At 60.3% G+C, this 14,591-nt stretch carries 11 protein-coding genes and 6 tRNA genes; 5 read left to right on the top strand and 12 right to left on the bottom strand.

All coding sequences use genetic code 11. The features are described from left to right. Window positions 1-56 precede the first annotated feature (56 nt). The 4 genes from AB5Y53_RS01680 (at window position 57) to pbpG (ending at window position 6,069) form a co-directional block, all read left to right on the top strand. Entirely contained in the window at window positions 57-2,921 is a 2,865-nt protein-coding gene (locus AB5Y53_RS01680; protein ID WP_368181020.1) for a valine--tRNA ligase, read from the top strand. Between the two features lie 207 nt (window positions 2,922-3,128). Further along, window positions 3,129-4,421, top strand: a complete 1,293-nt coding sequence (locus AB5Y53_RS01675; protein ID WP_029313724.1) for a hemolysin family protein — start codon at window positions 3,129-3,131, stop codon at window positions 4,419-4,421. A gap of 18 nt (window positions 4,422-4,439) precedes the next feature. Beyond that, window positions 4,440-5,105 (top strand): DedA family protein, encoded by a 666-nt coding sequence (locus AB5Y53_RS01670; protein WP_134997883.1) that lies wholly within the window; start codon window positions 4,440-4,442, stop codon window positions 5,103-5,105. A gap of 136 nt (window positions 5,106-5,241) precedes the next feature. Then, window positions 5,242-6,069 carry a D-alanyl-D-alanine endopeptidase gene (gene pbpG / locus AB5Y53_RS01665; protein WP_214003110.1) on the top strand — a complete coding sequence of 276 codons (828 nt, stop codon included), beginning with the start codon at window positions 5,242-5,244 and terminating at the stop codon, window positions 6,067-6,069. 329 nt (window positions 6,070-6,398) lie between these two features. Here the strand turns inward: pbpG and AB5Y53_RS01660 are convergent. The 12 genes from AB5Y53_RS01660 to pncC all read right to left on the bottom strand — a co-directional run bounded on the left by AB5Y53_RS01660 (window position 6,399) and on the right by pncC (window position 13,900). Beyond that, window positions 6,399-6,475, bottom strand: a tRNA-Arg gene (locus AB5Y53_RS01660). Window positions 6,476-6,502: 27 nt separating this feature from the next. Next, a tRNA-Arg gene (locus AB5Y53_RS01655) sits at window positions 6,503-6,579 on the bottom strand. 27 nt (window positions 6,580-6,606) lie between these two features. Then, window positions 6,607-6,683: transfer RNA gene (locus tag AB5Y53_RS01650), tRNA-Arg, on the bottom strand. A 25-nt stretch (window positions 6,684-6,708) separates the two neighbouring features. Next, a tRNA-Arg gene (locus AB5Y53_RS01645) sits at window positions 6,709-6,785 on the bottom strand. Window positions 6,786-6,879: 94 nt separating this feature from the next. After that, window positions 6,880-6,956 (bottom strand) — tRNA-Arg (locus AB5Y53_RS01640). A 4-nt stretch (window positions 6,957-6,960) separates the two neighbouring features. Then, window positions 6,961-7,053 (bottom strand) — tRNA-Ser (locus AB5Y53_RS01635). A 212-nt stretch (window positions 7,054-7,265) separates the two neighbouring features. After that, window positions 7,266-7,454 carry a carbon storage regulator CsrA gene (gene csrA / locus AB5Y53_RS01630; RefSeq protein ID WP_005315760.1) on the bottom strand — a complete coding sequence of 63 codons (189 nt, stop codon included), beginning with the start codon at window positions 7,452-7,454 and terminating at the stop codon, window positions 7,266-7,268. A gap of 93 nt (window positions 7,455-7,547) precedes the next feature. Next, window positions 7,548-8,795 carry an aspartate kinase gene (locus AB5Y53_RS01625; protein ID WP_368181019.1) on the bottom strand — a complete coding sequence of 416 codons (1,248 nt, stop codon included), beginning with the start codon at window positions 8,793-8,795 and terminating at the stop codon, window positions 7,548-7,550. A gap of 16 nt (window positions 8,796-8,811) precedes the next feature. Further along, window positions 8,812-11,436, bottom strand: a complete 2,625-nt coding sequence (gene alaS / locus AB5Y53_RS01620) for an alanine--tRNA ligase (protein ID WP_319900606.1) — start codon at window positions 11,434-11,436, stop codon at window positions 8,812-8,814. Window positions 11,437-11,715: 279 nt separating this feature from the next. Beyond that, window positions 11,716-12,222 carry a regulatory protein RecX gene (locus AB5Y53_RS01615; protein ID WP_368181018.1) on the bottom strand — a complete coding sequence of 169 codons (507 nt, stop codon included), beginning with the start codon at window positions 12,220-12,222 and terminating at the stop codon, window positions 11,716-11,718. 41 nt (window positions 12,223-12,263) lie between these two features. Continuing rightward, entirely contained in the window at window positions 12,264-13,328 is a 1,065-nt protein-coding gene (gene recA, locus AB5Y53_RS01610) for a recombinase RecA (RefSeq protein WP_161646699.1), read from the bottom strand. An 80-nt stretch (window positions 13,329-13,408) separates the two neighbouring features. Continuing rightward, window positions 13,409-13,900, bottom strand: coding sequence for a nicotinamide-nucleotide amidase (gene pncC, locus AB5Y53_RS01605; RefSeq protein ID WP_029313644.1), 492 nt, complete (start codon window positions 13,898-13,900; stop codon window positions 13,409-13,411). A 199-nt stretch (window positions 13,901-14,099) separates the two neighbouring features. Between pncC and AB5Y53_RS01600 the strand changes: the two genes are divergently transcribed. Further along, on the top strand, window positions 14,100-14,507 hold the full coding sequence (locus AB5Y53_RS01600; protein ID WP_368181017.1) for a Spy/CpxP family protein refolding chaperone: 408 nt from the start codon (window positions 14,100-14,102) through the stop codon (window positions 14,505-14,507). Window positions 14,508-14,591: the final 84 nt, after the last annotated feature.

Raw genomic sequence — 14,591 nt, 5'->3', positions numbered from 1 at the left:
GATCCACGACGAATCAACACCAGAATCCATCCATCCATCCAGAATACGGCGAGACCATGGAAAAGACTTTTAATCACAACGCCATCGAACAGGCGCTCTACCAGCACTGGGAAGCCCAGGGTTACTTCAAGCCCCACGGCGACACCAGCAAAGACTCCTTCTGCATCATGATCCCGCCGCCGAACGTCACCGGCAGCCTGCACATGGGCCACGCCTTCCAGCAGACCCTGATGGACACCCTGATCCGCTACAACCGCATGCAGGGCAAGAACACCCTGTGGCAGGCGGGTACCGACCACGCCGGTATCGCCACCCAGATGGTGGTTGAGCGCAAGATCGCCGCAGAAGAGGGCAAGACCCGCCACGATTACGGCCGGGAAGCCTTCATCGACAAGATCTGGCAGTGGAAGGAAGAGTCCGGCGGCACCATCACCCGTCAGATGCGCCGTCTGGGTGACTCCGTGGACTGGGAGCGCGAGCGCTTCACCATGGATGAGGGCCTCTCGAGCGCCGTCCAGGAAGTGTTCGTGCGCCTGTACGAAGACGGCCTGATGTACCGCGGCAAGCGTCTGGTGAACTGGGATCCCAAGCTCAACACCGCCATCTCCGACCTGGAAGTGGAAAACCGCGAGATCAAGGGCCACATGTGGCACCTGCGCTACCCGCTGGCCAACGGCGCCAAGACTGCCGAAGGCCAGGATCACCTGATCGTCGCCACCACCCGTCCGGAGACCATGCTGGGTGATACCGCCGTCGCGGTAAACCCGGAAGACCCCCGCTACAAGGCGCTGATCGGTCAGCACATCCTGCTGCCGCTGGTGAATCGTTTGATCCCCATCGTCGCCGACGAGCACGCCGACATGGAGAAGGGCACCGGCTGCGTGAAGATCACCCCGGCCCACGACTTCAACGACAACGAAGTGGGCAAGCGCCACAACCTGCCGATGATCAACATCTTCACCCTGGACGCCCACGTGCGTGCCGAGGCCGAAGTGGTCGATACCAATGGCAACCCCAGCACCGCCTATGACGCCGCCCTGCCGACCGAGTTCGCCGGGATGGAGCGCTTCGCCGCCCGCAAGGCCATCGTCGCCAAGCTGGACGAGCTGGGCCTCCTGGCCGAGATCAAGGATCACGTGCTGCAGCAGCCTTACGGCGATCGCGGTGGCGTCCCCATCGAGCCCATGCTGACCGACCAGTGGTACGTGCGCGTGGCACCGATGGCCAAGACCGCCATCGAGGCGGTGGAAGATGGCCGCATCCAGTTCGTGCCCAAGCAGTACGAAAACATGTACTTCTCCTGGATGCGCGACATTCAGGACTGGTGCGTCTCCCGTCAGCTGTGGTGGGGTCACCGCATCCCGGCCTGGTATGACGATGCCGGCAACGTCTACGTGGGCCGCAACGAAGAGGAAGTGCGCGCCAAGCACAGCATCCCGTCCGTGACCGTGCTGCGTCAGGACGAAGACGTGCTCGACACCTGGTTCAGCTCCGCCCTGTGGACCTTCTCCACCCTGGGCTGGCCGAACAACACCGAGGCACTCAAGACCTTCCACCCGACCGACGTGCTGATGAGCGGCTTCGACATCATCTTCTTCTGGATTGCCCGGATGATCATGATGACCATGCACTTCATCAAGGACGAGAACGGCCAGCCGCAAGTCCCGTTCAAGACCGTCTACATCACCGGCCTCATCCGTGACGAAGAAGGCCAGAAGATGTCCAAGTCCAAGGGCAACGTGCTGGACCCCCTCGACATGATCGACGGCATCTCCCTGGAAGACCTGCTGGAGAAGCGCACCGGCAACATGATGCAGCCGCAGATGGCCGAGAAGATCGCCAAGCGCACCGCCAAGCAGTTCCCGGAAGGGATCAATGCCCACGGCACCGACGCCCTGCGCTTCACCCTGGCGGCGCTGGCCTCCACCGGTCGTGACATCAACTGGGACATGAAGCGCCTGGATGGCTACAACAACTTCTGCAACAAGCTGTGGAACGCCTCCCGCTATGTGCTGATGAACACCGAAGATCAGGATTGCGGCTTCTCTTCGCAAGGAAATGGTGGCGAGATGCAGTTCAGCCTGGCGGATCGCTGGATCCAGTCCCAGCTGCAAGTGGCCATCCGTGACTTCCGCACCGCCCTCGATACCTACCGCTTCGACATCGCGGCAGGCGTGTTGTACGAATTTATCTGGAACCAGTTCTGTGACTGGTATCTGGAGCTGACCAAGCCGGTACTGACCAAGGGCTCCGAGGCCGAGCAGCGCGCTGCCCGCCACACCCTCGTCAGCGTCCTCGAGACCCTGCTGCGTCTGGCCCACCCGATCATCCCGTTCATCACCGAGACCATCTGGAAATCGGTCGCCCCGCTGGCTGGCGTACACGCCGACACCATCATGATTCAGGCCTTCCCGGAGTTCGACGCCGCCAAGGTGGACGAAGCCGCGATGGCGGATCAGGAGTGGGTGAAGGAATTCATCGTCAGCATCCGCAACATCCGCGCCGAGATGAACGTGGCGCCGAGCGTGCCCCTCAACGTGCTGCTCCAGTGCGATGCCAAGGATGCCCAGCGCGCCGCTGACAACGAGGCCTTCCTCAAGTCGCTGGCCCGTCTGGAATCCATTCGCGTGCTTGGCGCAGGTGAAACCGCCCCGCTGTCGGTCAAGAAGCTGATCGGTGCCACCGAGCTGATGATCCCGATGGCCGGTCTCATCGACAAGGACGCCGAACTGGCCCGTCTGGCCAAAGAGGTGGCCCGTCTGGTGGGCGAGTGCGGTCGCATCGAAGGCAAGCTCGGCAACGAAGCCTTCGTCGCCAAGGCGCCGGAAGCGGTCATCATCAAGGAGCGCGAGAAGCTGGAAGATTACCGTCTCCAGCTGACCAAGCTGGAAGCCCAGCAGGCCGAGATCGCCGCGCTCTAAGCCACAGCGCAACATGACAAGCCCCCGTTTATCGGGGGCTTTTTCATGTCAGGGGTTCAGTGCTCCCTCTCCTGCCCCGCAGTTTTATCCCTCGCGCCGGGGCGATATTCAAAAATTCACGAGCCAAATCACCTCCTTTCACAAGCGCAGAGCCCGCAAATTCATTACACTGCCAGCGGTCTTTTCTATCGGGAGTGCTGCTGCAGTATGGAAATATTGATCCTGTTTGGATTGATTTTGCTCAATGGCGTCTTCGCCATGTCGGAAATCGCCATCGTGACGGCACGCAAGGCACGCCTCGCCAAAATGGCGAGCGAAGGGAGCCGCTCCGCCGCCATCGCCCTCAAGCTCGGGGAAGATCCGACCCATTTCCTCTCCGCCGTACAGATCGGCATCACCAGCATCGGCCTGCTCAACGGTATCTATGGCGAGTCCCTGCTGGCCCAGCCCTTCGCTCTCTGGCTGCAGGAGTGGGGGCTCTCCCCCAAGAGCAGCAGCCTGCTCGCCACCGTCATCGTGGTCGTGCTGGTCACCTATCTCTCCATCGTGGTAGGGGAGCTCGTGCCCAAACGCCTCGGACAGCTCAGCGCCGAGCGCATTGCCTGTCTGGTAGCCCGCCCCATGCTCTGGCTGGCGACCCTGACCCGTCCCTTCGTCTGGTTGCTCTCCGCCTCCACCAACGCCAGCCTGCGGCTGCTGCGGGTCGATCAGCGCAGCAGCAACAACGTCACTCAGGAGGAGATCCACGCCATGCTGGTGGAGGGCTCCGAAGCGGGGGTGATCGAGGACCATGAGCACACTATGTTGCGCAACGTGTTCCGCCTCGACGAACGCAGCTTGGCCTCCCTGATGGTGCCGCGCAGCGACATCCGCTATCTGGACCTGTCACTGCCGCTGGAAGTGAACCTCCAACGTCTGGTGGAGTATCGCCACAGCTTCTTCCCTGTCTGTGACGGCAGCCTGTCGGATCTCGTCGGCATCCTCAACGTCAGCAAGGTGCTGCACGCCTACATCAAGGGAGAGCCCATCGATCTGGCGGCGCTGACCCAGGACGGCAGCCTGCTGCCGGAGACCCTCAATGGCCTGGAGCTGCTCAACCACTTCCGTACCCACTCCGAGCACATGGTGCTGGTGGTGGACGAATATGGCGAGCTGCAGGGGCTGGTCACCCAGCAGGATCTGCTGGAAACCCTGGCCGGCGACTTCCAGCAGGAAGATGGGGAAGACAACTGGGCCTTCCAGCGTGCCGACGGCAGCTGGCTGCTCGACGGCCTCATTCCACTGCCAGAATTGAAGGACTGTCTGGAGCTGGTTCGTCTGCCGGAAGAAGAAAAACATCACTATCACACCCTTGGAGGGCTTATCATGCTGCTCCTTGGCCGCCTTCCCCAGACCGGAGACCTGGTCACCCTGGAACAGTGGCAACTGGAAATCGTGGATATGGACGGCCTGCGCATCGACAAGGTACTTGCCATGCCCTTGACCGACCAACCCAGCTAACCTGCGGAGTTTGCATGTATGGAGCAGTTTTACCACCTGGCTCACGCCTTTATGCATCAGGATCTGGCGACACTCTCTGATCCCAAGATGGTCTTCATGGTCTATGTCGTCCTGCTGACCTTCCTGGTGCTCGAGAATGGCTTTATCCCCACCGCCTTCCTGCCAGGGGATACCCTGCTGATCCTGACCGGCGTGCTGATCTATCAGGGGGTGTTGCCGATGGCGGTGGTCCCGCTGCTGATCATGGCAACCTTCGTCGGTACCTGGCTTGGCTACATGCAGGGGCGTTTCCTCGGCCACACCCGGATGTATCACAGGCTGATGTCCCACCTCGATGACAAGCACAAGGAGAAGGTGCACTACCTGCTCAACAAGTACGGCATCATCACCCTGATCACCGCCCGCTACATCGCCTTCGTGCGTACCGCCTACCCCTATATCGTCGGCGCCAACGAGATCCCCCAGGGGCGCTTCCTCGTGGTCAACCTGATCAGCTCCATCATGTGGATCTGCCCGCTGGTCGGGCTGGGTTACTACCTGAGCCACACCAAGCTGGCCGCGCAGTATGAGTCCCAATTTCTCAGCGTCATTCTCTACCTGCCGGTCGTGCTGCTGGTGGGCGGCCTCATCGCTCTGGTCTGGCGCTGGTGGAGCAAACGCAAGCCCGGCGTCTCCAGAGAGTGAGACAAACCACAGGGTCGCCCACAGGCGGCCCTTTTTTATGGAAAATAGTGGCGAATTCCCCCAGCTCGCTCTTGTAAAGCAGGGGCAAAAATGAGTGAATCTAGCGCCTTTTTTCGCTGTGGATGGAGTTGGTTGTATGGGGTGTTGGATTCGCGCAATCGCGCTGGTAGGTGGATTGATGGGGCTGCTGGGTTCGCAGACAGCCCTGGCGACCCCCAACCCGGCCAAGCTGCAGCTCAAATCGGGCAGTGCCCTGGTGATGGACGTCAACACCGGCAAGACCCTGTATCAGAAAAACCCCACCCGGGTGCGCCCCATCGCCTCCCTCACCAAGCTGATGACGGCGCTGGTGGTGCTGGATGCCCGCCAGAACCTCAATCAGACACTGACCATCGATCAGAACGACAGGGACAACATCAAGCACACCTATTCACGGGTGCGCATGGGCACCCAGGTCAGCCGCCGCGACGCCCTGCATCTGGCGCTGATGTCCTCCGAGAACCGCATGGCATCGGCGCTTGCCCGCCACTACCCGGGGGGTCGCCAAGCCTTCATCCGCGCCATGAACAACAAGGCCAGACAGCTCGGCATGCGCAACACCCGCTACTATGACTCCACCGGTCTCTCCACCCGCAACGTCTCCACTGCCCAGGATCTGGCCAAGCTCCTCTCTGCGGCCTATCGACAGCCGCTGATCCGTGAATTCACCCAGGACACCAGCAGGGAGATGCGCTTTCGCAAGCCGGCCTACAGCCTGATGTTCAACAATACCAACCCCCTGGTGAAGAACCCGGACTGGGATGTACGCCTCTCCAAGACAGGCTATACCGACGAAGCGGGCCGCTGCCTGCTGATGCGTGCCAAACCGGATCGTCAGGAGCTCGCCATCGTACTGCTCAACTCGGTGGGCAAACGCACCCCTGTCGGGGATGCCAACCGCATCCGCAAGTGGCTGAAAAGCTGATTCTCTCCACGAAGACATGAAAGGATGCCGCGGCATCCTTTTTTATTGCCAGCCAAACGCCTCAGCAGGCCGCCAGAGGGCGCCAGCCCCGTACAGCATAGATGCGCATGGTTCGGGCCCCCAGGTCGCCACAGGCACGGCCACGGGATGCGTCAGCAGCCTGCCAGGCAAGACACGTGGAGAGTGGTGACCCGGGGGCACGTGCAGCAAGGGGGAACCGTCCCCCGTGGGAGCGTCAGGGAGAAGGACACGAGAGAGGCAACCCCATGATGGGGAGGAGGATATCGCCCATAAAAAAACAGCCCCGACTGACGTCGAGGCTGTCTGTATGGTGCGCCCGAGAGGATTCGAACCTCTGACCACCTGGTTCGTAGCCAGGTACTCTATCCAGCTGAGCTACGGGCGCTCACAATTTGTTGCACTGCTTGAAATATGGTGCGCCCGAGAGGATTCGAACCTCTGACCACCTGGTTCGTAGCCAGGTACTCTATCCAGCTGAGCTACGGGCGCTCATAAATTGTTGCACTGCTTTAAACATGGTGCGCCCGAGAGGATTCGAACCTCTGACCACCTGGTTCGTAGCCAGGTACTCTATCCAGCTGAGCTACGGGCGCTCATAAATCATTGTATTACTTGAAATGGTGCGCCCGAGAGGATTCGAACCTCTGACCACCTGGTTCGTAGCCAGGTACTCTATCCAGCTGAGCTACGGGCGCCCTGTTTTCAAACGATAAAAAAAGCTTACTCAACAGTAAGCCTTCTTTAGTGCCGACTTGCTGATGGTCAACACATGACTCCAATAGTCAAATATGGTGCGCCCGAGAGGATTCGAACCTCTGACCACCTGGTTCGTAGCCAGGTACTCTATCCAGCTGAGCTACGGGCGCAAAATGGCGGAGAAGGGGGGATTCGAACCCCCGATGCGGGTATAAGCCGCATACTCCCTTAGCAGGGGAGCGCCTTCAGCCTCTCGGCCACCTCTCCGTTTGCGGGGCTGATAATACTTCACAGGGATTTTTAGTCAAACACTTTTTTGGAGAAAACAGAGCGTTCGCTCAGCATTTGGCCAAAGAGTGGAATATTCAAGCAATATCGACACTTACCCAGTAGTTTCGCGCTCTGCAAGCCGATTTGCAGGCCCCTGAAAAACAAAAGGCGACATCCGGGATGTCGCCTTCAGGCAGCCATGAAATGGCTTAGAAATTCGGTTGGCCCGGGACTTTCTCGGCCTGTATCCGCATGTAGATCTCTTCGCGGTGTACGGAAACCTCTTTCGGTGCATTCACACCGATACGAACCTGGTTCCCTTTTACGCCCAGTACGGTAACGGTTACTTCGTCACCAATCATCAGGGTTTCCCCTACACGACGAGTCAAAATAAGCATTCGCTTGCTCCTGTATCCTGTTTTGTATTTATATCGATATGCGCCATTATCTTACAAAGATACCGATATGGTAAATGGTTGAAACTAAATCAATCAGGGATCGTTTCCCAAGGGCTGCTCATGAGGCTCTTGATCCAACCCGAACGCCGAGTGCAACGAACGCACGGCCAGCTCCAGGTACTTCTCGTCAATCACCACGGATATCTTGATTTCAGAGGTGGAGATCAGCTGCATGTTGATCCCTTCCTCACCCAATACCTTGAACATGGTGCGCGCTACACCAGGATGATTCCACATGCCGACCCCGACGATGGAGACCTTGGCGATCTCTCCGTTGCCCTGCACACAGGCGGCCCCCAGCTCGCTGGCGGTCTCCTCCAGCAAGGCGCGGGCCCGGCGATAATCATCGCGATTCACCGTGAAGGTGAAATCGGCGGTGCCATCCCCCATGGTGTTCTGCACTATCATGTCGACATCTATGTTGGCGTCGCTGATCGGATTCAGGATCTGCGCGGCCACGGTCGGCCTGTCCGGCACACCCAGAATGGTCAGGCTGGCCTCGTTGCGATTGAACGCAATGCCGGATACCAGGGGTGCTTCCATCCTCTCACCTCCATATGTGATTAAGGTTCCCTCTCCGTCGACGAAACTCGACAGCACCCTTAGCGGCACGCGGTACTTGCCCGCAAACTCGACCGAACGGATCTGCAACACCTTGGCTCCGAGACTCGCCATCTCGAGCATCTCCTCGAAGGTGATGGTATCGAGGCGACGCGCCTTGGGCTCGATGCGCGGATCCGTGGTATACACCCCGTCCACATCGGTAAAGATCTGGCACTCATCGGCCTTGATGGCCGCAGCCACGGCCACCGCGGTGGTATCCGAACCACCTCGGCCCAGGGTAGTGATGGCATTGTGCTCATCGCGCCCCTGGAAACCGGCAATCACTACCACCTTGCCGGCACCGAGTGCGGCTTCCACCTGCTCGGTGTCGATACGGGTGATGCGCGCCTTGCCATAGGCGGAATCGGTGTGGATGCGGACCTGATCACCGGTCATCGAGACTGCGGGGCAACCGCGCTTGTTGAGCGCAATCGCCAGCAGTGCAATGGTGACCTGCTCACCGGTGGAGATCAGCACATCCATCTCGCGCCGGTTGGCATCCTGGTCCAGCTGCTGGGCCATGCCCAGCAACCGGTTGGTTTCGCCCGACATGGCGGAGACCACCACCACCACGTCATGTCCCTGGGCACGGGTCAGCTGAACCCGCTCAGCAACTGCCTCGATCCGCTCCAGCGTGCCGACCGAGGTGCCACCGTACTTCTGTACATAGAGTGCCACAGATCACCTCGCCCGCTTACAGGCGCTCTTCCAGCCAGGAGTGAACGGATTGCAGCGCCGCCGGCACCGCCTCAGGCTGGGTACCACCCGCCTGTGCCATGTCGGGACGACCACCGCCCTTGCCACCCACCTGCTGGGCCACCAGATTGACCAGCTCACCAGCTTTGACCTTGCCGGTCAGGTCATTGGTCACGCCCGCGATCAGGTTGACCTTGCCATCACTGCTGGTTGCCAGCAGCACGACACCGGATTTCATCTGGTTCTTCAACTCGTCCAGCATGCCGCGCAGGGATTTGGGGTCGACCCCTTCCAGGGCGGCAACCAGCACCTTCTGGCCATTGATGTCGATGACCTGGCTCAGCAGGTCGTTACCCGCCTGCGCCGCCAGCTTGGCTTTGAGCTGTTCCAGCTCGCGCTCCATCATCTTGGCCTTGTCCAGTACCTGGCGCACCTTGTCGGCGATGGAGAACTGATCGCCCTTCACCAACGCGGCGGCCTCTTCGATCTGTTCACCCAGCTGGTGCATCAGATCGATGGCGCTCTTGCCGGTGACCGCTTCGATACGACGCACGCCAGCCGCGATGCCGCTCTCGGCAATGATCTTGAAGAAGCCGATGTCACCGGTGCGCTTGGCGTGAGTACCGCCGCACAGCTCGGTGGAGTAGTCGCCCATGCGTACCACACGCACATCGTCTTCATATTTCTCGCCAAACAGCGCCATGGCACCGGCTGACTTGGCCTCTTCCAGCCCCATCAGCTGGGTGGCCACCTCGTGGTTGGCACGGATCTGGGCGTTGACGAGCTCCTCGATCCGGCGAATGGTCGCCATGGTCAGCCCTTCGAAGTGGGAGAAGTCGAAGCGCATGCGCTCGGCGCCCACCAGGGATCCTTTCTGGGTCACGTGCTCACCCAGCGCCTGGCGCAAGGCCGCGTGCAGCAGGTGAGTCACGGAGTGGTTAAGGGCGATGGCCTGACGACGGTCGCCATCGACCACGGCCTCGACCTCGGCTCCCTTCTCCAGGGTACCCAGTTCCAGATAGCCCTTGTGGATGATCGCCTTGCCCGCTTTCTGGGTGTCGGTGACGGCGAAGATGCCGTCATCCACCTTGAGGATGCCGCTGTCACCCACCTGACCGCCGGACTCCGCATAGAAGGGGGTCTCCGCCAGCACGATCACGGCCTCTTCACCAGCGATGAGGCCATTGACCTCGACACCATCCTTGTAGATACCGACCACCTGGGTGCTCTGGCTCAGCTGTTTGTAACCGGTAAAGGGGGTCTCGAAATCGAGTTTCAGCACGTCGTTGTAGTTCACGCCGAAACTGGAAGCCTCTTTCGCGCGGGCGCGCTGCTTCTCCATCTCGGCCTTGAAGCCCTCTTCGTCGATGCCGATCTCGCGCTCGCGCACCACGTCGGCGGTCAGGTCGGCCGGGAAGCCGTAAGTGTCATAGAGCTTGAACACCACTTCACCCGGGATAACCTTGGCATCACCGAGGTTGGCCAGGGCGTCTTCCAGCAGCAGCAGACCTCTGTCCAGCGTGCGGACGAACTGCTCCTCCTCGATGCGCAACACTCGCTCGACCAGCGGCAGCTGGGCGATCAGTTCCGCTGCCACATCCTTCATTTGCACGGCCAGCTCGGCAGCCAGCTTGTAGAAGAAGACGTCGGTAGCACCCAGCTTGCGGCCGTGACGCACGGCGCGGCGGATGATGCGGCGCAGCACGTAGCCGCGACCTTCATTGGAGGGCATGACTCCGTCAGCCACTAGGAAGGCGCAGGAACGGATGTGGTCCGCGATGACGCGCAGGGACTGGTTGCTCAGATCCGTGGTGCCGACAATCTCGGCCGCCTTCTTGATCAACGCCTGGAAGATGTCGATTTCGTAGTTGGAGTGCACCCCCTGCATGATGGCGGAGATACGCTCCAGACCCATGCCGGTATCCACGGACGGACGGGGCAGCGGCTCCATGGTGCCGTCAGCCTGACGGTTGAACTGCATGAAGACCACGTTCCAGATCTCGATGAAGCGGTCGCCATCCTCTTCCGGTGAACCGGGAGGGCCACCCCAGATGTGATCGCCGTGGTCGTAGAAGATCTCGGTGCAGGGACCGCATGGGCCGGTATCGCCCATGGCCCAGAAGTTGTCGGATGCATAAGGAGCACCCTTGTTGTCACCGATGCGCACGATGCGATCGGCTGGCACGCCGACCTCTTTTTCCCAGATGTCGAAGGCTTCGTCATCAGTCGCGTAGACGGTCACCAGCAGGCGCTCTTTGGGCAGCTTGAGGGTACCGGTCAGGAATTCCCATGCAAACCGGATGGCGTCCTGTTTGAAGTAGTCACCGAAGCTGAAGTTGCCCAGCATCTCGAAGAAGGTATGGTGACGGGCGGTATAGCCGACGTTTTCCAGGTCATTGTGCTTGCCGCCAGCCCGCACGCAACGCTGGGCCGTGGTGGCACGGTGATAGGCACGCTTGTCGGCGCCAAGGAACACGTCCTTGAACTGGTTCATCCCTGCGTTGGTGAACAGCAGGGTCGGATCGTTGTGCGGTACCAGCGAGCTGGAAGAGACAACCTGGTGTCCCTGGGTGCGGAAATACTCGAGAAACGCAGCGCGAATCTCTGACGTGGACATGTACATGGAAAATCCTGCTTGATTCGAATACGGACTTTTAACCGCATTAATGTAAGTTTTCTGCAGGGTAAAGTAAAACGTGGGGACCCTTGGCGGGTGAAATAGACCCCAAGGGGCCAGCGTTTGGCAGCAGCACCCGCAAGCACGTCGCAACAGCGGGGCTTCGGGATGCCTCGCTCGACCACAGGGCCATCATTGACAGACCCGGCGAAGGGCTGATATTCCCCTCCAGCCGCACCGCACACCAAGGGAAATCCTGCCCATAGGTCCAACCTCGGCGCGCCACTATTGCTCACCTTGCATGGCTGAGAGGGCGTAACGGGCTTGCTCCTGGGTAAAACCACGCCCCATCAGATATTTGAGCCACTTCATGCGCAGTTTGAAGTCGGCAAAGTCGGTCGCCTTTGCCCGACGCGACAACAACGCAAGCGCCAGTTCGAACCAGTCGAGCTCGGGTTGATCCAGGGCCGCCTCGATCTGGGTGTCATCCAGCCCCTTGCGACGCAGGTCGAAGCGGATCCTGAGCGGACCATGGCCTTTGGCCGCACCGGCCCGCACCGCCATGGCACCGTAACGATCGTTATTGACCCAGCCATAGCCACGGCAATGGTCGAGTACAACGGCGACCACCTCCTCCTCGAATCCCTTCTGACGCAGGCGTCTGGCCAGCTCGGACTCCGCACTTTCGCGGCGAGCCAGACTGCGCATGGCAAAGGCACGGGCGGCCGCCAGCTGCTCTTCAAAGGTCAATTCGACGGGCTCGCCCGTTCCGTTCACAGATTCATCCGCCATAAACAACAAGGCCGGGTATCAACCCGGCCTTTCCTCATTCCTTATTCGAACTCTTGTTCGTTTTCGGCTTCAAACTCGTCGTACTCGGCAGCCGTGGCCTTCTCTTCCACCGGCGCGGTGCCGGAGAGCAGCAGCTCGCGCAGCTTCACTTCCACCTCGGCAGCCAGTGCCTTGTTTTCGGAGAAGAGCTTCATCACGTTGGCTTTGCCCTGGCCGATCTTCTCGCCGTTGTAGCTGTACCAGGCGCCCGCCTTGTCGATCAGCTTGTGCTTGACGCCGAGATCCACCAGCTCGCCCTCCTTGGAGATACCGGCACCATAGAAGATCTGGAACTCAGCCTGCTTGAAGGGTGGCGCCACCTTGTTCTTGACGACCTTGACGCGGGTTTCGTTGCCGACCACCTCGTCCCCTTCCTTGATGGCGCCGGTACGACGGATGTCCAGGCGCACGGAGGCGTAAAACTTCAGAGCGTTACCACCGGTGGTGGTCTCCGGGCTGCCGAACATGACACCAATCTTCATCCGGATCTGGTTGATGAAGATGCACAGGCAGTTGGCGTTCTTGATGTTGGCGGTCAATTTACGCAGCGCCTGGGACATCAGTCGGGCCTGCAGGCCGACGTGGGAGTCACCCATTTCGCCTTCGATTTCCGCTTTCGGGGTCAGGGCCGCCACGGAGTCGACGATGATGACGTCGACGGCATTGGAGCGCACCAGCATGTCGCAAATCTCCAGTGCCTGTTCACCGGTATCCGGCTGGGAGATGAGCAGGTCGTCAACGTTGACGCCCAGCTTGGCGGCATAGATAGGATCCAGTGCGTGCTCCGCATCGACGAAGGCACAGGTTTTGCCCTTCTTCTGGGCTTCGGCGATCACCTGCAGGGTCAGCGTAGTTTTACCGGACGATTCCGGACCGTAGATCTCGACGATACGACCGCACGGCAGACCACCGATCCCCAGCGCCACGTCCAGAGAGAGAGAGCCGGTGGAGATGGCTTCGATATCCATGGTCTTGCTGTCGCCCAGACGCATGATGGAGCCTTTGCCAAACTGCTTTTCGATCTGGCCCAGCGCAGCCGCCAGTGCCTTCTGTTTGTTCTGATCCATGCCAATCTCCGCTGGGAATCGTGAGTAAGAAGTGAAGTTGGGCTAAGTATACTGTTTATGCATACAGTATCAAGCCCAATTTATTTGAGCAGTGCCAGGAGTCCGGACAAGGCCTGTCTGACCGCCTGCTGGCGCACCTGATGGCGATCCCCATCGAAACGGGCAAGCAGGGAGTGGTGACGACCGGTACGATCTGCCCAGGCAAACCAGACAGTGCCGACCGGTTTCTCCTCGCTGCCACCACCAGGCCCGGCGATACCGCTGATGGCCACGCAGATACCCGCATCGGAGCGAGCCAGGCAGCCCCGGGTCATCTCCAACACCACGGGTTCGCTGACGGCGCCGTGGCGCAACAGGCTGTCGATGCTGACGCCGAGCATCTGCTGTTTGGCTTCGTTGGTGTAGGTCACGAAACCGCGATCGAACCAGGCAGAGCTGCCGGCAGTATCCGTGATGGCAGTGGCAACCCCGCCGCCGGTGCAGGATTCTGCCGTGGCGGCCAGCCAGCCTCTGGCCAGCAGTGCCTCGCCCAATTCCCGGGATAAGCGGGAGATCTCTGCTTCAAGTCCCATCATCGCGTCCTCTTCCGGCCTCTTCCAGGCGAAATATGGCGCTCATTATGCAGTTGCCCCGCTCCTCGGGCAACCGACCCCGGGGCCACTGCGTCAGCAAGTTGTCGTCGCTTCAGCTCCAGTACATGGCTGCTCGTTATCATGTTCCAACACCGCCATGCATGCGGTTTCCATCCCATCAGACCAAGGAGAAAGCCGGATGAAGCATCCGTTCAACGTCGCCATGACCGCCCTCGCAATGTGTATCGCCACCCATGCCTTTGCCACCGAGGGCACCGCAGAGCTGCAGAGCGAGACCACCCTGGCCCAGGAGCTGAACCTCTCCAGCGCGCAGGTGGAGCAGATCAAGGGGCTGCGCGAGCAGGCCACCAGGGAGCTGGGCTCAATCAAGCTCGACGCAATCGGCCAGGACGTCATCGTCAACATGATCAAGTCCGGCAAATGGGATGAAGTGGCGGCGAGAAAGCAGTTGCAGACCATCAGCGACGTACAGGCCGAGGTCCGCTACCATCGCGCCCACTACCTGTTTGAGGTGAGCCGGGTGCTGACGCCCGAGCAGAAAGCCAAACTGCACGAGATGCTGAGTGGCGACGAAGCCATGTACTGAGGGCGACACTCTCCCCGTCTCTCCCATCCCCGCATCCGTGCGGGGATGCTATTTCTCCTCCCCCATGCCTCTTCTGGGCCAGGC

This window comes from Aeromonas sp. R7-5, assembly GCF_040908015.1.
Taxonomy (GTDB): domain Bacteria; phylum Pseudomonadota; class Gammaproteobacteria; order Enterobacterales; family Aeromonadaceae; genus Aeromonas; species Aeromonas caviae.
The sequence above is the reverse complement of the archived record's forward strand: the minus strand, read 5'-3'. Positions and strand labels throughout refer to the sequence as shown.